This is a genomic window from Paenibacillus sp. G34 (assembly GCF_056856875.1).
Window position 1 is genome coordinate 3,185,017 of the sequence record NZ_CM166469.1, and the last position, 17,976, is coordinate 3,202,992.

General features: G+C 45.6%; 13 protein-coding genes. 10 read left to right on the forward strand and 3 right to left on the reverse strand.

All coding sequences use genetic code 11. The features are described 5' to 3' along the window. Window positions 1-50: 50 nt before the first annotated feature. The 9 genes from AC1VYS_RS14400 (at window position 51) to AC1VYS_RS14440 (ending at window position 12,133) form a co-directional block, all read left to right on the forward strand. Window positions 51-3,092 (forward strand): glycoside hydrolase family 2 protein, encoded by a 3,042-nt coding sequence (locus tag AC1VYS_RS14400; protein ID WP_482914834.1) that lies wholly within the window; start codon window positions 51-53, stop codon window positions 3,090-3,092. Between the two features lie 34 nt (window positions 3,093-3,126). Continuing rightward, a complete protein-coding gene (locus tag AC1VYS_RS14405; protein ID WP_482914835.1) occupies window positions 3,127-5,847 on the forward strand; it encodes a family 78 glycoside hydrolase catalytic domain in 2,721 nt (906 codons plus the stop codon). 23 nt (window positions 5,848-5,870) lie between these two features. Further along, window positions 5,871-7,664 (forward strand): L-fucose isomerase, encoded by a 1,794-nt coding sequence (locus tag AC1VYS_RS14410; RefSeq protein WP_482914836.1) that lies wholly within the window; start codon window positions 5,871-5,873, stop codon window positions 7,662-7,664. A 463-nt stretch (window positions 7,665-8,127) separates the two neighbouring features. After that, window positions 8,128-8,502: a response regulator transcription factor gene (locus tag AC1VYS_RS14415; RefSeq protein WP_482914837.1), complete on the forward strand. Its 375-nt coding sequence runs from the start codon at window positions 8,128-8,130 to the stop codon at window positions 8,500-8,502. Continuing rightward, window positions 8,492-9,118 carry a chemotaxis protein CheC gene (locus AC1VYS_RS14420; RefSeq protein WP_482914838.1) on the forward strand — a complete coding sequence of 209 codons (627 nt, stop codon included), beginning with the start codon at window positions 8,492-8,494 and terminating at the stop codon, window positions 9,116-9,118. Before AC1VYS_RS14415 ends, AC1VYS_RS14420 begins: the two co-directional genes overlap by 11 nt. 2 nt (window positions 9,119-9,120) lie before the next feature. Next, window positions 9,121-10,095 carry a PAS domain-containing protein gene (locus AC1VYS_RS14425; RefSeq protein ID WP_482914839.1) on the forward strand — a complete coding sequence of 325 codons (975 nt, stop codon included), beginning with the start codon at window positions 9,121-9,123 and terminating at the stop codon, window positions 10,093-10,095. Window positions 10,096-10,306: 211 nt separating this feature from the next. Next, window positions 10,307-10,738: a DUF3237 family protein gene (locus AC1VYS_RS14430; protein WP_482914840.1), complete on the forward strand. Its 432-nt coding sequence runs from the start codon at window positions 10,307-10,309 to the stop codon at window positions 10,736-10,738. Between the two features lie 396 nt (window positions 10,739-11,134). Then, on the forward strand, window positions 11,135-11,740 hold the full coding sequence (locus tag AC1VYS_RS14435) for a TetR/AcrR family transcriptional regulator (RefSeq protein ID WP_482914841.1): 606 nt from the start codon (window positions 11,135-11,137) through the stop codon (window positions 11,738-11,740). A 45-nt stretch (window positions 11,741-11,785) separates the two neighbouring features. After that, window positions 11,786-12,133 carry a DUF4260 domain-containing protein gene (locus AC1VYS_RS14440; RefSeq protein ID WP_482914842.1) on the forward strand — a complete coding sequence of 116 codons (348 nt, stop codon included), beginning with the start codon at window positions 11,786-11,788 and terminating at the stop codon, window positions 12,131-12,133. Window positions 12,134-12,316: 183 nt separating this feature from the next. Here the strand turns inward: AC1VYS_RS14440 and AC1VYS_RS14445 are convergent, their stop codons facing one another. Further along, complete coding sequence (locus AC1VYS_RS14445) at window positions 12,317-13,084, reverse strand: sulfite exporter TauE/SafE family protein (protein ID WP_482914843.1); 768 nt, start codon at window positions 13,082-13,084, stop codon at window positions 12,317-12,319. Window positions 13,085-13,280: 196 nt separating this feature from the next. On the opposite strand from AC1VYS_RS14445, the gene nagZ reads away from it, so the two are divergent. Further along, a complete protein-coding gene (gene nagZ, locus AC1VYS_RS14450) occupies window positions 13,281-15,554 on the forward strand; it encodes a beta-N-acetylhexosaminidase (RefSeq protein WP_482934533.1) in 2,274 nt (757 codons plus the stop codon). Window positions 15,555-15,722: 168 nt separating this feature from the next. Here nagZ and AC1VYS_RS14455 read toward each other — a convergent pair whose 3' ends face one another. Together AC1VYS_RS14455 and AC1VYS_RS14460 are read right to left on the reverse strand one after the other, a co-directional pair. After that, window positions 15,723-16,292 carry a GerMN domain-containing protein gene (locus AC1VYS_RS14455; RefSeq protein WP_482914845.1) on the reverse strand — a complete coding sequence of 190 codons (570 nt, stop codon included), beginning with the start codon at window positions 16,290-16,292 and terminating at the stop codon, window positions 15,723-15,725. Between the two features lie 50 nt (window positions 16,293-16,342). Beyond that, a complete protein-coding gene (locus AC1VYS_RS14460; RefSeq protein WP_482914846.1) occupies window positions 16,343-17,770 on the reverse strand; it encodes an N-acetylmuramoyl-L-alanine amidase family protein in 1,428 nt (475 codons plus the stop codon). Window positions 17,771-17,976: the final 206 nt, after the last annotated feature.

Here is a 17,976-nt window from a genome sequence, read left to right on the forward strand (position 1 = left end):
AGTAAACAGAGTAACAGAAATTCATAGAGCCTGAATGGAGTGTTCGTACGATGACAAACATCTCATATTACCGTTCCGAGCAAGGGAAGCGTTATCTGGACGAAATTCAGGATAAGGCTTATTCCCGCTCTTCGCTTCACGGAGACGCTTGGGTGGATGCGGATAGTCGTATTCCGATTCTACCTGTAACGAACGAAATGTTACCCGTGATGAATAACCAGCAGTCCGTTTCAATGTACTCCATAGCCGATTCCACATCCGATTCGTTGATATTATCTGGTTTATGGCGGATGAAGGGCGGAGAAGCAGCTGATCCCGGTTCCCCGGCCCCTGCCACAGGATGGTTTGGACGAAAAGCTCTCGCTAGCGAAGGGATGCGTGAGCGATGGTACGACCCTGAGCATCCTCGCAAAGACTGGCATGAGATTCACATTCCTGCAACAGTACAGCAAGCCTTAATGGATTTAGGGTTGATGGATGACCCGCATTGGAACACCAATACAATTGATGAACTTGAGCAGTATGGTTTACCTCAGGAGACACCTGTCTGGTTCCGCAGAACACGTGTGGAGTGTATGGAGTGGTGGTTTGCTACCACCTTTGAAGTACCGCAGGAATGGAATGGCAGACGGCTTACTTTAGAGTTTGACGGCATCGATTACTCCGGCACCGTATTTCTCAACGGCGTATCACTTGGTCATCATCAAGGCATGTTTGGCGGACCGATTCATGACATTACACATCTGGTTCGATGGAATGAAGCCAATGTACTCGTAGTTCGAATCGATCCGGCACCTCAAAGCTGGAATGGACTAATGAAACCAAGTCCAGGCTTCGGCTGGCACTACGGACATCTCATATCGCTTGGCATCTGGAAAGATGTGCGCATAAGGAGCCAACCAGACCTGGCTTTACTTGATCCGTATGTCGTAACACGGTCTTTCTCTTCGGATGAGGCGCTGCTTCATATTGAATTTACAGCAGATAGTTCTCTTGTTGAGCAGGTATCTATAACTATCGAAGGTCTGATCCGGCTGAAAACCGATAAGGTGCGCAGGGAGACGTCAAGTAAAAATAATCCACCCCTTGGGACGAAAGAACAATATGAAAGCTGCGAACAGAGCCGATTTACAGCTGTTATTACAGTGCCCTATGGCAAAAGCAAGTTCTGCACCGAAGTCAAACTGAACAATCCACAAATCTGGTGGCCTTCAGGGTATGGGGAACAGCCTATCTACGAGCTTGTGCTGCGAGTAGTCTCTAGTGAACGTGCTGATCGAGATGCGGATGATATGGCACATCATTCAATGGGCATATTGAACGCAGCTTGGACAGCGGGATCAAAATCAGTTAACACAGGTGCAGTCTTCACTTCTTTTGCTATCCGTACGATTGAGATGCGACCCGTGATAGATACCACACCTGAAACAGACTATCGCTGGCAGTTCGTCATCAATGGCGAACCGATCTTCATCAAAGGTGCGAATTGGTGCTGGCCGGATGTCATGCTCACACACAAGGAAGGGCAATATGAACGTTTACTGGAGCTAGCGCGGAGAGGCCATGTTCAGATGCTCCGAGCTTGGGGTGGCGGGATTGTGGAAAGTGATGAGTTTTATACCTTGTGTGATGAAAAGGGCATCATGGTGTATCAAGAGTTTCCTCTCTGTTGGGGGCCGCCTGATGCACCGCTGACCGACCTAGGTGTCATTGACCGTCAGACGGTACTCTCCATTAAACGGCTGCGGAACCATCCTTCATTGATCATGTGGGGCGGTGGCAACGAAAATGGGGCTCATGGCGGGGCAGACGAAGGCCTCTTTCTAGTCGGGAAGCGCTGCCGCGAGTATGATCCATCCCGTCCTTTTCATCGAACCGATCCTTGGGGAGGCAGTGCTCATAACTGGAATGTCTATCATGGAGGCGAACCGCTCGATCAAGCCACGTTAGCGATGCCTTCGGTGTTTTACGGCGAGTTCGGCATCCCAAGCCAGACGAATGTTTCCAGCTGTTTGCGATATATGCCGGAAGAAGCGTTGTCTTCTTTTCCACCGACCGAGGAAAGCAGAGGATGGAAGGCTCATTTTCATCAGTTTAGCTTGAAAGATATCATTAAAGTAATGCGGTACGGGGCATATGGACCCATTCGCAATTGGCATGACTATATTATCTATTCGCAGACTGCACAAGGCGATGCCATTCGCTTTACCGCTGATATCCAACGAGCAGGTACGGGGAAAAACAAGAGTGGATACTGGTATTACAAATTCACCGATTGCTTTCCGGGACACTCATGGGCAGTCGTCGACTACTATGGGACAGCTAAGCTCTCATATTATCGTGCCAAGCAAGCTTGTCGTCCGCAAAATGCGTTTATCACGACATCGAAACTTGACGGATGGGAGCAGGGTGAAATGTTTCACGCTGGTCTACATCTTGTCAATGATTCGCGTGAAATACTTACAGACGTCATGGTACAAGTCAGATTATATAACAGCCAATTAACCGAAATGATGACATGGGAGTACCCAGCTCTAACAGCGAATCCAGGCCTGGCGTATTGCATAGATACGTTGGAAATCAAGCTGCCCGAAGCCTCATGCATTGATCCTTTTCTGATGGCGGTTACACTTCATGCCCACAATGGGAGTCTGATCTCTGATCAATGGTACTGGTTCAATGCTCAGCCGAAGACCGCTGAACTTCTCGCTTTTGAGAGAGAGCACCGGCACGATGCCAACGAATACAAAGGTAAGGACGCTGAGCATGCATTCATGCTATACGGGAACCTTTCTAATGCACCGCTACGTGAACTTCCTTGTACCTTAATGGAAGCGTCTGCTGTCTATACAGATGACAATAGCGGCGTGATTATTATACGTAACAGCGGAAGTGTGCCTGCGATTCGGGTGATGATTCACGATTTTCCCGAGGACTGGAGTTGCTATCTGGATGACAATGATTTTGGCCTTTTGCCGGGAGAAGAGAGACGCATTGCGTTTGAAACAGGATCTGAAATCCGGTTGAACGAGATAACTGTGAGTGCATGGAATGCCTCTGAAGTAACGATCAGACATCAGAATTTTCTATAGGGAAAGCAGACGAATGGGTGAGGAGGCAGAAAAAATGTCAGACACATGGTTAGCCGAGTGGATTACCCGCCAGACAAGTGCTCGCGATGAGTGGACTTCCTATCAAGCAGAAGTCGTACTCGACGTGGATACAGGTGGTGCATCATTTTTGTTTGGTTATCAGAATGAGAACGATCATTGCGGGATTGAACTTCGGGAGAGCGAGCAACAAAAGACAGAGTCCCCGGAGCATACACAAGCTTTCTCAGATGAGAATCCATTTATTGCTTACGTTTTCCGCACGGAAGAGGGGATAAAGCAAGTCATAGGCAACATCAAACTACCTTCATTCCTGTCGAAAGAGCTTACGAAAATCTCGCTCAAAGTATGTACAGAAAACGGAGAATGGAAAGTAACGATAAATGAACAATTTTTTTGTAGTTGCCAAGCAACAGAATATCACGGAACAGTCGGATTTCAGACAGAAGAAGGGCAAAAAGCGGTCTTTCGCGACCTGAAACTAACTGGAAGCGATGGACGTGTGCTGTACTCCAACCGTTTTTATGATCCGCTAACCACGCATTGTACAGCAGGTACGATTCATGCTTCAGGCAATGGACTGGTGTTGGAAGGACAAATGCTATCGGTTTGCGAGGCAGAGTTTCCAGTAGACAGCCCACTGTTCCGCAAAACATTTAATATATCCACACCCCCGATTGAAGCCAGACTGCGCATCTATTCGATTGGCTGGTATGAGCTTCTTATTAATGGAAAGCGAGCAGACCGCCGTGTACTTGCCCCAGCCAATACACCTTATCATCGTAGAATGCTATATGACACATATGACGTGACTCCTCTGTTGCAAGAAGGTGAAAACGCACTGGGTGTCTGGTTGGGGAATGGATATCATTACAACTATTCGCGGTGGGGATGGAAATGGAATCGGGATAAGGCCCTCCTCCTGCAACTGGATCTACGCTTTGAGGATGGCAGTACACAGACCATTATCTCAGATGAATCCTGGTCATCGGCACCAAGCCCGATTTTATTCAATGATATTTATGATGGGGAGTCCTATGATGCACGCCTGCAACAAAATGGGTGGGATTGTCCAGGATTTATTGAAGACAAGAACTGGACAGGGGCTGTAACTGCCAAGGCGCCAAAAGGTGAACTCAAGGAGAATAAACAACCTCCTATTCTGCCATTCGAATCGGTACAGCCTATTTCTGTGTTTCATCCACGTCCTGGAGTGAATGTATACGACTTTGGACAAAACATCGCAGGTTGGGTTCGTATTCGGGTGAAAGGACGGGAAGGCCATGAGATACGGCTGCGATACAGTGAACTGGTGGATGGACAAGGCAATATTGACTCTTGGACGAATCGGAACGCGAAGGCTACAGATACCTACATCCTCCTCGGTGATGCTGAAGAATGTTACGAGCCACGTTTCACGTATCATGGATTTCGGTATGTAGAGGTCTGTGCCGGATCAAGCTGGATTACCATTCAGGCAGTTCCGATCCATGCCGCTGTTGAACTGGCAGGCACATTTGAATGTTCGGATGAACTGCTTAATCAGCTTTACAGCAATATTCGCTGGTCTTACCTTAACAATCTAGTGAGCATTCCAACGGACTGTTGCCAGCGTGACGAGCGAACACCTTGTCTCATGGATTCCGCTGTCGTTGAGGAATCAGGGATGCACCATTTCGATATGCAGAGCTATTATCATAAATGGCTTGAAGATATTGAAGACAGCCAGACGAATCCCGACTGGAGTGGAGACAAGGTGTCTCTCCCATGGCATCTTTATCAACATTACAACGATCTGGACGTATTGGGCCGAAGTTATCCTTCCATGAAGGCATACATCGATCATCTACATGAGAAATGGCCTGAACATGAAGTGAAAGAAGGGTTTGGGGATTGGTGCCCTCCGAATGAAGATGGTTGGGAAAACTACTTTCATGAAGTTGAACTGGTTAATACCAGTGTCTACTACAAGATTACTTCCATCGTTGCCGAATCGGCAGCTATTTTGGGAAAACCCGCAGACCAAGAATTTTACAGCCAACTCGCCGATGACATTAACCGTACCTTTCAACGTCGCTTTTATGCAGGAGATGGGATCTATGCCGGTGGTTCACAGACTGCCCAGCTTTTGCCGCTAGCCTACGGAATGGTACCTGTCAAACAACGTGCTTCCGCCGCAGAACGGCTTGTGCAGGCTATTGCCGATAAAGGTGGACATCTTCACACTGGCATTTACGGGACGAGATACCTGTTAGATGTGCTTTCTGATTACGGATATATCGATATCGCTTATGAACTTCTAACCAAAAAGGAATACCCGGGCTTTGGTTATCAGATTGCACAAGGGGCAACTACACTTTGGGAGCAGTGGAGCGAGAAGGGGGGGATGCATTCTCATGATCACGCCATGTTTGGAGGCATCAGCGTCTCTTTTTACACACGACTTGCAGGAATTAGAGCCGATTCACCTGGTTACGAAAAGATATGGATCGAACCCTGCATTCCTTCCAAGCTGGATGAGGTCAGCGCATCCATCCGAACTGCACATGGAACAATCGCTGCAGGCTGGAAAAAAGACCAAACGGGACTGCACATCCATGTGGAAATTCCCGAGAACACCTCAGCTACGCTTGTCATGCCATCTGCGGTTGTTATTGCAACGAAGCTGCCCCGTGTTCAAGAGCTGAAGCCAGGTCGACACAGTTTTACTTTTCCTGTTGGGCCAATGATGCGATAAACATGAGTGAAGGAGGGTACGTGATGAATGAAGATGATTCACATCGTTATGAAGGAGGCTTTCCCAAAATCGGTATTCGTCCGATCGTGGACCGCCGCAAGCTTGTAAAGGAAGCCTTGGCAGAAAGCACGATAGAACTTGCGCGTGAAGCCGCCGCTGAAATTACAGCCGTTCTCCGTTATCCGGATGGGTCTCCGGTAGAGGTTGTTATCTTTGAGCCATGCATCTCCGGTATAACAGAAGCCGCACGTTGTGCCGAGCAATTCCGGAAGGAAGGTGTCGGTGTGCTGCTCACCGTAGCTAGTGGCTGGTGTTATCCTTTAGAAACGATAGAGACAGACCCTACGCTGCCACATGCAGTCTGGGGATTTAACGGCACGGAGCGCCCCGGTGCAGTCTATCTGGCTGCGCTTCACGCAGCGCATAACCAGAAAGGGCTACCCCTCTTTAAAATCTATGGCAGACATATTCAGGATCAGAACGAACGCAAGCTGCCGGTGGATGTTCGGGATCAGTTGATTCGCTTTACCCGTGCAGGTATGGCGGTGGCGTTGCTTAGGGGCAAATCATATCTGTCCATCGGCTCTGTCTCGATGGGGATTGCAGGCTGCATTGTTGACGAAAATTTCTACCAGCGTTATCTGGGCATGAGAAATGCGTACGTGGATATGACGGAGGTTAACCGCAGACTCGAAAAGCATATCTATGATCAGGAAGAATTTCGGACTGCTCTGGCCTGGATAACACGTTATTGCCAGGAAGGGCCTGACCCTAATCCTGAATCTGTCCGAATTAGCCTGCGGGGAAAATCAAAAGCGTGGGAAACCTCGATTCGTATGGCGATGATCGTACGAGATTTAATGATAGGGAATCCTAAACTTGCTGCAATGGGATATGAGGAAGAAGCTTACGGTTATAACGCCATTGCATCGGGCTTTCAGGGACAGCGGGAGTGGACAGATTATCAGCCAAGCGCAGATGTGCTTGAAGCGGTTCTATGCAGTTCCTTTGACTGGAATGGCATACGGGAGCCTTACATGGTCGCCACGGAGAACGACAATTTAAACGCAGTCACGATGCTGCTCAATCATTATGTATCACACACCGCTCAAATATTTGCGGATGTTCGCGCCTATTGGAGTCCCGAAGCCGTAGAACGAGTTACCGGATGGCAGCCTGACGGCTTTGCAGCATCAGGTTTTATACATCTAATTAATTCTGGACCTGCTGCACTGGATGGAACAGGTGAGCAGCAACGTGATGGCAAACCAGTAATGAAACCGCATTGGGAGATTGAAGAGCACGAGGTTCAAGCCTGTCTGGATGCTGTCCGCTGGAGACCTACTTATATGGATCAGTTTGCCGGGGGCGGATATTCGACAGATTATACGACGAGAGGAGGCATGCCTGTGACGATGAGTCGCATCAACCTCGTTGCAGGACTCGGCCCTGTGCTTCAGCTGGCCGAAGGTTACACTGTGGAATTACCGGATGGAGTACATGAGCAGTTGGATTCGCGTACAACACCAACTTGGCCTACAACATGGTTTGTACCGAAGCTAGTAGAGGATGATCCGGTTTTCGGTGATGTGTACAGCGTTATGGAAGCCTGGGGCTCCAACCACTGTGCGGTTAGTTATGGTCATATCGGAGCTGATTTAATTACCTTGGCGAGCATATTGCGCATTCCAGTTAACATGCACAACATTGATGACAAGCTTATTTTCCGCCCCAGTGCCTGGTCTGCGTTTGGAACCAAAGACTTGGAGAGTGCAGATTACCGAGCGTGCGCCGCGTATGGTCCACTATATCGTTAATCCTCTGTAAAATCTGGATAATATTAAAAGGACGAAGCAGGATATCATTGAAATGTGAGTTGCATTTCATGATTTGCTTCGTTCTTTTACATGATAAGCACATTTCCTCTAAGGTTAGCAGGCTCATTATGCTCTCCATACCACGCTTTAACCCATTCCAAATCATCAGTCGTCCCTATAGGTATATTTTTCCTTATAGGATAAGACTATTTTCCGCTGGACTTATTGCTTTATGTATTCTAAGGATTTTCCTTCCATTGACAATTGAATACGTTTTAACTTATTTTTAAATATTATTGACAACCTATTTTTCTAGTAACTATAATTTATATTGTTTTGCCATTTCCATCTGTCAGTCACTTTTAAGGGGTTCCACCTGTGCGCGAAGCTCCTTCTCAAGAACTGTCTACAGCGCCTGATCTTTTGCGCCCTTAAAACATTATCAAGGAGACTGAGTAGAATAATGAAAGTATTAATTGTGGAAGATTCGATTTTTGTACAGAAAATGATGAGCAAGTTGATTAGCGATCATATTCCGGATTGCGAAATTCGAACGGCCACCAACGGAGAAGAAGGTTACCAACTTTATCAGGATTACAAACCTGATTTGATAACGACAGATCTTTTGATGCCAGGACTGAATGGTCAGGATATGCTGCGTCTGATACGAGAGAATGATCAGAATGTCAAAATTATTATTTTGTCTGCCGATATTCAGAAGGCTACCCGTGAGGAAGTGGAGGAGCTGGGCATTTCAGGATTCCTGAATAAACCGTTAACTGCAGAAAGAGCAGGTACTTTGCTGCAAATGATTCAGGTGGCACGTCATGCTGAATGAGCTACAGAAAGATCTGCTTACTGAACTTGTCAATGTTTACGTTGGACAAGCGGCTAATATGTTATCGGAAATTGTAGACAAACATATTGTACTCAATATCCCCGAGGTTGATCTAATCTCCATTTCGGAAGTAGATCCTGAGGATCGAAGGTACAACATTTTATTTGCGGAAGGCCATCTCTTTCGTTCATCGTTGCAGTTCGGGTATCAATTTCAAGGCAAAGCTTTCCTGATGTTCCCTGCCGAGCAGGCAAAAGTATTAGCGAATATGTGTCTCGGAGAATTGACAGAGCACGTGGATGCAAATGATTGTCGATTAATGGATACGGATCTCGATGTGTTGCAGGAAATCAGTAATGTGCTGCTCAATGCCATTATTGGCGAGTTCGGAAATTTTCTCGAAATAAAGCTGGAGTATGTACTGCCTGATATTGAACTGCTTCATGTTACACGAACTGATCCCCAAATTTTACTTCAGAATGAAGTGTACATATTGGTACTGCATACCTCCTTTTTGCTTGCGGATACAGATGTAAAAGGAATTATCGTTATTGCATTGAGCATGGATTCCATCTCCAGTCTGCTCGATAAGATAAATGCTCTACTGGGAGGATGACCATGGATAATCTCATTGTACAAGCGCTGAACAAAACCAAAATGGGTATTATGATTGTCGACAAACAATTGAAAATTCTCGTGTGGAATGGCTGGTTAGAACGTTTAACAGGTATGCTCGCTGGAGACGTGCTGGGTAAAAACCTGCTCGAGATTTGCCCCAGATTCAAAGCTAATATGTATATGAGCATCATACAAAATGCGCTGTATCACGGGCAGAGCAGGTTCTGCTCCAGCGCTCTACATAAATCTTTTATCCTTCCGAAGGATGGAGGAGATGAAAGCTTTTACAGGCAAAATCTGCATGTTGAACCGCTTTATGAAAATGATCACAGTTATGCACTGCTGCAGATTTGCGACACAACCAACACGAGCACTCGCGTCTACAAACTCAAAAACCTGATTAAGGAACTGGATACGGAGTACACCAAGATCAAAGTTTCGGAGAAAATCAGTAAACATCTTTCCTTGCATGATTCCTTGACAGGTCTTCCTAATCGTTTAGCTTTTAAGGATCGTCTTGCATGGGCTGTCAGCAATGCGGTAAGAAGTGAGTTAAGGTTTGCGGTAATGTATATCGATACGGACGGGTTCAAACAGATTAATGATACCTATGGTCATGATATAGGTGATCAGGTCTTAATGGAAGTTTCCCGTCGATTGAAGGGCAATATTCGTAGTACGGATTGCGTAGCAAGACTCGGAGGTGACGAATTCAGCATTATCCTGAACCAGCTTAAGGATGACGATGATGCAGAGATCGTTGCCAGGAACTTGACTGCTGCGTTTGAAGATCCGATTTATGTTAATTCCATTGAAGTCCATCTGTCCGCCAGCATTGGCATCAGTCTTTTTCCAAAAGACGGTCAAGATCCGACTGAACTACTAAAACTTGCGGATATGGCCATGTACAGAATCAAGAAAAACGGAAAGAAAGGCTACGCCTTCTTTCATCCTGAGTTTGATAAAGTCTGGTGATGTAATCTTAGCTAATAAAGGTAAGTTTCCATTCTCGGTAAAATACTTGCTCGACCTCTTAAAGTTGCTATTATGGCAACTTTTTTTGTTAGGCTTCATAGAGTCGTTCTTACACGCTAGCAGGAGTCCTTATGTCACTGACGAAGTGAAGTAAAGGATCAATAGTTGGATAGAAATACGAAATAATAGACGGAGAGGATGACTATGTTTGATGATGAAGCTAGAGTTGGAAGAGTTATTTACCGTACACGTTAAGATTGAAAATTCAATCCAACTAAAAAATACGGATGGAGACTCGGTAGTGATGATTACATTTACAGGGCATGTCACCGGAACCTGTTTTGAAGGCTCTGTTCATGAGGGAGGCGTCGATACACAAATTATTGGAAAAGCGGGAGGACGTCACAGCTTGTCGGCCAGGTATATGTTACAGGGACAAGATTATACGGGGCAAGATTGTGAGATTTACATCGAAAACAATGGATATATCGGGGAATTGAAAGGCGAAAGGCTGTTTCGCACCTCGCCTCGAATTATAACCAACAGTCAGGCTCTATCCAATCTCAACGTGGATGCACTTATTGGTGAGGGTTATCCGGCGGAGGGCGGTGTAGATATTAAGATTTTCAAGGTGAAATCATAACGTGCTGCACGATAACTCACACGTAATGATAAAGATATCGTTTTTTTATCAGAGCGTCGTCTAAGTGACAGCGCTCTGATATTAATTTCACATGTTTATAAATGTAAAACAGAACAAGTGTTAAGTCTATAATTTACTTAGGATTCTTCGTACCAGCCAAATGATAAATATGAAGAGAGCCAATAGAGTAATTAAACCGGGAATGCCAACACTGTTTAACATAAAGAACCTCCTAAAATAATACATTTAGTACTTTATATTATTGCATCATTACGAATTGGAAACAACGCCTAAAGTAAATCTCTTTCAATTTATGTATTGACTGTTCGAGCAAACAGTTTTATTATAGGAGTATAAATTGACTGTTCAACCAAACAGTATTGGAGTGAAAATACAATGTCTAAACAACAAGCAGCGAACCAAGACGAACGTAGAAATGCGATTTTGCAAGCGGCGTTTACGCTGTTCGGTCAGGTGGGTTATACAAAAGCTACGATGAAAGAAATTGCAGCTAAAGCCGGCGTCGCTCAAGGGCTGATCGGATACCATTTTAATACGAAAGAAACGCTTCTGGTGGAAGTTGTGCGGGAATGGATGATTAATCGGGGCATGCAGGAAGCGCTTCAACAACTGGATATGACAGCACCTCCAGCAGAGTTGCTCCAGCAGGCCTTAAGGCATGTCGTTGCGTTTCGGAGCACAAATCCTGAGTGGTTCACACTGTTGATCAGTTTGTGGACGGAAAGTGTGAACAACAAGAAGCTGGCCCTGGAGTTAATGAAACTGTACCAGGAGATGAAATCAGGTATTCGATTAATAATTGATCGCATGGAGTTGCCGCTGGACGAATCCGAAAAGGAGACCTTCACGGCTTTGATTCAAGCGGTGTTTGACGGATTAACGTTACAATCCCCTGTATTGCTATCAGCAGATCCGCTCTCTTATGAACAAGTATCCCAGGGCATGGGGTGGATGCTGAAGGGTATCAAATCTGCCGATTGAGTTCATGAAAATCAAAAAAATTACATTCAAAGGAGATCAAACTCAATGACTAGATTATGGATTCGTTTAGAGGGCTTGCTGGTGCTTGCAGCAGCGACAACGATTTATTTTTATCATGACTACTCCTGGTGGCTCTTTCTGCTTTTGCTTCTCTTCCCGGATGTATTCATGATTGGTTATGCAGCAAACAACAAGCTGGGTGCACTAATTTATAATGTGGGGCATAATTACATCGTACCGATGGTTTTATTGTCGGCGGGTTATGTATTGAAGATGGAAGTTCTGATGCTGATCAGCTTCATCTGGATCGCTCACATCGGCATGGATCGCATGTTTGGTTTTGGCTTGAAGTATGAAACAGAGTTCAAAGATACTCATCTTCAGCGCGTATAATCATTGGAAAACATTTAATACCCTAATAGTCATCTGATTTTTTCTAAAATAGTATCACTATAAAAGGCTGCACCCACATCATCAAGATGACAGGGTACAGCCTTTAATAATGAGAGCTTCTTCGGCTAGACACTATGACATGGTTATGGTGAACTTGAACTTACAACACAAACCTAAAGAACATTACAGCCACAATATGGTGGCACCAATCATGGGTGTCAAAACCATACTCACTTTCAGCCAGAAAGCAGGCACTCGTTTGGTGAACTTCGCTCCAACGTATGAACCAGACATCGTACCTATCACAACAAGCAGCAGTAACTGCAAGTCCAGATAACCAATTTTCATATATCCGGCCCCGCCAGCTAATGCAATAGGGATAATTACCAGCATGGTGGTTCCAGCTGCATATCGCATAGGCATATTCAACAACAGCATTAGTCCTAATTGAATAAAAGGTGTGGAGCCAATGCCAAACAGTCCGGACAACATGCCGGTAACCACTCCGATAAGTATCGCATATACCCAGTAATGAACACCTTCTCCCAGCATAAGCGTCTGCTTCTCGGAGCGATCCCTATGACGCGAAACCAGAATTAATCGAAGCCACAAAGCGAGTCCTGAAGCAAATAACATCAGGGAAGTTAACATACCTAGCCGATCTTCAGGGATATAGGAAGACCATCCTGAGCTGACCCATGCTCCCGATGCTCCAGCAAGACCAACGATTACACCGGTTTTGAGCACAGCATTACCCTCACGGTAATGACTGATTGAACCGGATATCGAAGAGAAAAACATGGCTGCAAGCGCCGTGCCAAGCGCAACATGAATTGGATATCCGAATGCGACCGTCAGAATCGAGATAATAAAACCGGAACCACCTGCACCAACAAACCCGAGCAGAAGACCCAGAAGAAACATAACAAGCACAATATTCATCACTAACATCAGACTTCTCCAAACTCTTATTCATCCGAAAACCACATTTTACGTTTTCTTTACGAATAGTAATATGAATTCAATTATATCATGCATGATCAGCGCTCTCTACTTGAGCGAATTGCGAAAGAGGTGTGAGAGAAACAAAAACAGGAGAATCCGCGTCTAATCCATCATGAAGTTAAAAGAACAGGAGTGAAATGCAGTGCGTTTAAGCTACAAAACTATCATGGCTGCAGCTTTCGGTTCCATGCTGATCTGGACGGGGAGTGCAAATGCGGAAACTACATTTGTTGACCTTCAGTATTCGCAATGGGCCAAAGATGGCATTCAGTATATGGCAAAACGAGGTACAGTAGCAGGTTATGGCAATGGCAAATTCCAGCCCCAGACATCTGTAACCCGAGGACAAGCCATTACTTTCTTAGTGCGTGAGCTTTATCCGGATCAGCTCGAACAACCAGTGGAAAAGTTGAAATATACGGATGTGCCAACAACCCATCCTTTTTACCGTGAGATCGCCATCGCTGAGCAGTATGGGCTAGCGGGCGGGTTTCCAGATGGCTCATTTCAGCCCAATGCACCGATCAGTCGGGCCGAAACTGCTGCTTTTTTAACTCGCGCATATCCGCTTGAACAAGGGACTCGGACTTCCCGGTGGATAGATACGGAAAAACACTGGGCCGCTGCGCCGATTCAAATGATGAGTTCGAACGGGTTAGTCGGTGGGTATGCAGATGGGACGTATCAACCCGATCGGAAGGTGAGCCGGGCTGAATATGCCGTGTTCATGTCACGTGTCATTCGTTTTGAACGTGAAGCAGCGATTCAGGCCCAGGATTGGGATAAGCTCATCTCTTATATGACCCTTAGCGAACAAGTGGGACAGATGCTTATGCCCGATATCAGGCAATGGAACGGCAAGGCAACAACAACCGTAAATGAAGGACTTAAAGCTAACATCCAAGATCAGAATGTGGGCGGGCTTATTCTTTTCGAAAAAAATATTGTAGATGCACAGCAGCTTGCCACATTCACACATCAGATCCAAACCCAGGCTGGCGACATCCCGTTGTTTCTTGGCATCGATCAGGAGGGAGGCGTGATCCGCCGCATTCCTGGCGGTACTAATCTTCCGGGACAGATGGCGCTTGGTGCAACAGGTGATTCGACTCTCGCAGAAGCAGCGGGACGACTGACTGGAGAAGAGTTACAAGCGCTCGGTATCCAGGTTAATTTTGCGCCTGTGCTCGACGTAAACAGCAATCCGGATAATCCGATTATCGGCATGCGGTCATTCAGCTCGAATGCGGAGCTGGTGACGCAGCTCGGTCTAGCCATGATTAAGGGACTGCGCCAATCAGGTGTTGTTGCAGGAGTGAAACATTTTCCAGGGCATGGGGATACATCCGTTGATTCTCATCTGGGACTGCCTGTACTCACACATGCACGAGATCAACTTGATGCAGTGGAGTTAAAACCGTTCAAGGCAGCAATAACGGCAGGTGTAGATATGATGATGACGGCACATATTGCTTTTCCAGCCATTGATAACGAGCAAGTCATCTCTCGCAAGGACGGTACACGGGTTCAGCTTCCAGCCACATTATCTCGTAAGGTGTTAACCGGCTTGCTCCGGGAGGAGCTTCATTATCAAGGGTTGATTATTTCCGATGCTTTTACAATGAAGGGCATTAGTGAGCATTTCGGTGAGACAGAAGCTGTAGAACGTGCCGCTGCGGCGGGTGTAGACATCATACTGATGCCACAAGATGCGTCTGCTGCACATCAAGCATTAATTCGTGCCGTGAATCATGGGACACTTTCCAAGGAGCGCGTGCATGAGTCGGTAAAACGTATTTTGATGGTGAAATCCAAATATAATCTGTTTGAGTCTGAGCCATCCCTGAAACAAAAGTTAAGTGAGTTAAAAAGCATCATTGGCTCTGATGCTCACTTTCAGGTGGAACGTAGCATCGCGGAGCGAGCCGTTACTGTCCTGGCTGGGGCTGAAGGTGGAAGAGCGGAGAACATTCGTGCTGGTGATCGTGTTACCATTCTGGCATCTGATGCAGATCAAGCTATGCAGTTGGAACGGCAGCTCATACAAGCCGCAGGTAACATTCCCATCGAAACGAAGACGGTTATCGTGAATTCGAACAATATCAAAAGCGTGCTGCAAACAATAAATAAAAACAAGACAGATTATGTTCTTCTGGCATCGTATCAATTCCGCAATGTAGCAAGTCAGTTCCGTTGGGATGAGATGCAGCTATTAATCAACGAGTTGAATCAAGAGCAAGTGCGCTATACGTTGTTGTCCCTTGGTAATCCGTACGAGATGCTTCATTTGCAAAATGTACGCTCAGCGCTTGCTGTGTATGGGAAACAAGAGCCCAATACGCTCGCTGTTATCAAGGTACTCCTTGGTCAACTTGAGGCAAAAGGCAAGCTTCCGATTGATTCAGGGCGTTCTTAGATGTTGCATTGTGCACTACGTAGAAAAACCATGCTACCTAATTCAAATTAGATAGCATGGTTTTCGCTTTTCGTATCTTATAAGACGTGACAAGTGTAACCGTCATTCGTTTGCTCTTTTTTTCATACCTTCGTGCTGTCAAACGCCATTTACTACTGCATAATCCAATTATTCCATGCCACGAACGATTGGTTGTTCCAACTCTACATGTCCCATTAGGCTCTCGGTTTCTTTCCCATCCACCAGTAGTTGAATACTTTGGATCTCTTCGAACTGGAACAGGGTTTGTTTCAACACATCTAAGAAAAGAAGTTCCCCGCCGGAACCGAGTCTCGCCTCATCCGGAATGTGAATATTTAATGTAAGTTTGCCATCGCTGTCCTGAAAATCAAGTGATTCCAGTCCAATGTCACTCCATAATGAAATATATTCCGGGTCATCCGAACGTTGCATCACGTCAAACGCCTGTGTATATTTCTCATTGCTGTTCGAAAACTCAATTGTGGCTTTCTTTGTTTTAACTTGCGTAAGTTCAGCATCTACATAACCAACTTCAATCTCCTGTGTCTCTTTTTTCTCCACCTCTGGTGCAGAGGGAGAAGAGCCGTTAGATTGAGTCGGGTTGGGTGCGGTTTCCGCATTTCCGGGGTCTGTTGCAGGTTTGTTACCACAACCAGCAAGTACGAGCATTATGGCTATGAGGTAGAGCAGGCTCACGTAGTTTAACTTTTTTCTCATCCTAAGCACATCCTTATCTTCACATTCATTTCCCGTTACTTCCTTGTTCATCAGGATTGCTGCAAAAATTCCTTGATTCCATCCACGATGGCCTGAGCCGCTGTGTTCTGTACACTTTCAGACAGCATTGCTTGTTCTTCAGCGAGATTGCTCAGAAATCCGATTTCAAGTAACACAGCAGGCATCGTTGTATCTCTTATTACTTCCAGATTGCCGTTCTTAACCCCTCGATCCTTAAAACCTAATGCTTGAATCAGATGCCTGTGTACGATATCAGCCAGTGCTTTACTGCTGTTTCGTTTGTAGTAGTACGTTTCTGTACCTGTGCTCTGAGGTGAAGCCATCACACTGTTTCCATGGATCGATACAAACACATCCGCGTTTAACGTATTAGCCAATTTCACACGTTCTGGACGGGTTGGGTAAACATCCGTTTCACGTGTCATCACCACTTCAATATCCGACTCCTGAAGCAGAAGCGCTTGAACTTTGAGAGCGAGTGGCAGGGTGAAATCTTTCTCTTTTGTATTGGAGATGCCGATTGTGCCGGGGTCTTTACCACCATGCCCGGCATCAATAACAACAACACGTTTACCACTGTCATTGCCAATAGGGTTGACTGGAACGCCAATTGTAGCGGTCAGAGCCAAATCGACAATCAGTTTACCGCTGACATATTGAGAATTGACCTGAACGTCGCTCAAATTATTCAACTCGATAACAACTCTGACTTGAGCCGGATCTTTTTTGAAAAGGGAGTATCGAACATCGGTCACATTAGCTATACCGCTGACATCAAGCTTACCCATTGTACCTTGCAGCATGGTTGAGTCCATATCTCCAAAGGTGGTATTCGGCAGATCCACTACGATGCGATCCGGATTCGTTAACCGGGTGATCTGTGGTGTAACTTCTGTATCAACAGATACAACCAGCTGCTGATTAGCAAAGCTGATATCATTCACTTTGCTCCATACGATGTTATTCCCCACGCCAGGAACAGTGGGAGCAGGCGAAGGCTCAGCGACAGGAGGAAGTTCAGTGCTTGTCAGACCAACAATTTTTTCTTTGTTATTCCAGCTTACGGAAAGTCCCATTTCTTCACTGACAAAACGAAGGGGAACAACGACCGTATTTTTGATTAATTGCGGCGCCGTGTTTAGTGTTACTTTTTCATTCTGAACCCTGGCTTCTTTCTTACCAACGTTCAGAGAGAGGACCTTTGCGTTTTGTTCAATGCTCACATTCTGACTCTTTTGATCCCATTTCACGTTAAATTTCAAATTCTCAGCAACGACACGAATGGGAATCATCACATTTTTGTTCATATTGACAACTTCGACATCTGACGGCAATACAAGCTCCTGACCATCTAATATAATTTTAGTTTGTGTGGTGGCTGTGGCAGCTTGTCCCACATTGGGCAGGGCGAGCAGAAATAATAAGCTGAACAAAAGTAAACTTACAATTTTTTTCATTTTACACCTCAATTTAATTATGCTTGTGACAATATTCTACATTTATGCGAATTGTTCCTGCTACGTGCCTCATTCTTTTTTAATAAAGTACATCCTATTTTGACGTAGCAAGGGAAGATGTGGAGACCAAGCCACAACTGGAATTATGAGTTGAATACCGGTTTCTCGCGATTCGAATATTAATGAATTTGGATGAAAATGACATT

Bases quoted from the DNA above. Each gene is read 5' to 3' on its own strand.
- AC1VYS_RS14440 (WP_482914842.1), top strand. From the start codon at position 11,786: ATGACTAGATTATGGATTCGTTTAGAGGGCTTGCTGGTGCTTGCAGCA.
- AC1VYS_RS14425 (WP_482914839.1), top strand. From the start codon at position 9,121: ATGGATAATCTCATTGTACAAGCGCTGAACAAAACCAAAATGGGTATT.
- AC1VYS_RS14455 (WP_482914845.1), bottom strand. From the start codon at position 16,292: ATGAGAAAAAAGTTAAACTACGTGAGCCTGCTCTACCTCATAGCCATA.
- AC1VYS_RS14430 (WP_482914840.1), top strand. From the start codon at position 10,307: ATGATGAAGCTAGAGTTGGAAGAGTTATTTACCGTACACGTTAAGATT.
- AC1VYS_RS14435 (WP_482914841.1), top strand. From the start codon at position 11,135: ATGTCTAAACAACAAGCAGCGAACCAAGACGAACGTAGAAATGCGATT.
- AC1VYS_RS14405 (WP_482914835.1), top strand. From the start codon at position 3,127: ATGTCAGACACATGGTTAGCCGAGTGGATTACCCGCCAGACAAGTGCT.
- AC1VYS_RS14460 (WP_482914846.1), bottom strand. From the start codon at position 17,770: ATGAAAAAAATTGTAAGTTTACTTTTGTTCAGCTTATTATTTCTGCTC.
- AC1VYS_RS14415 (WP_482914837.1), top strand. From the start codon at position 8,128: ATGAAAGTATTAATTGTGGAAGATTCGATTTTTGTACAGAAAATGATG.
- AC1VYS_RS14420 (WP_482914838.1), top strand. From the start codon at position 8,492: ATGCTGAATGAGCTACAGAAAGATCTGCTTACTGAACTTGTCAATGTT.
- AC1VYS_RS14410 (WP_482914836.1), top strand. From the start codon at position 5,871: ATGAATGAAGATGATTCACATCGTTATGAAGGAGGCTTTCCCAAAATC.
- AC1VYS_RS14400 (WP_482914834.1), top strand. From the start codon at position 51: ATGACAAACATCTCATATTACCGTTCCGAGCAAGGGAAGCGTTATCTG.
- AC1VYS_RS14445 (WP_482914843.1), bottom strand. From the start codon at position 13,084: ATGTTAGTGATGAATATTGTGCTTGTTATGTTTCTTCTGGGTCTTCTG.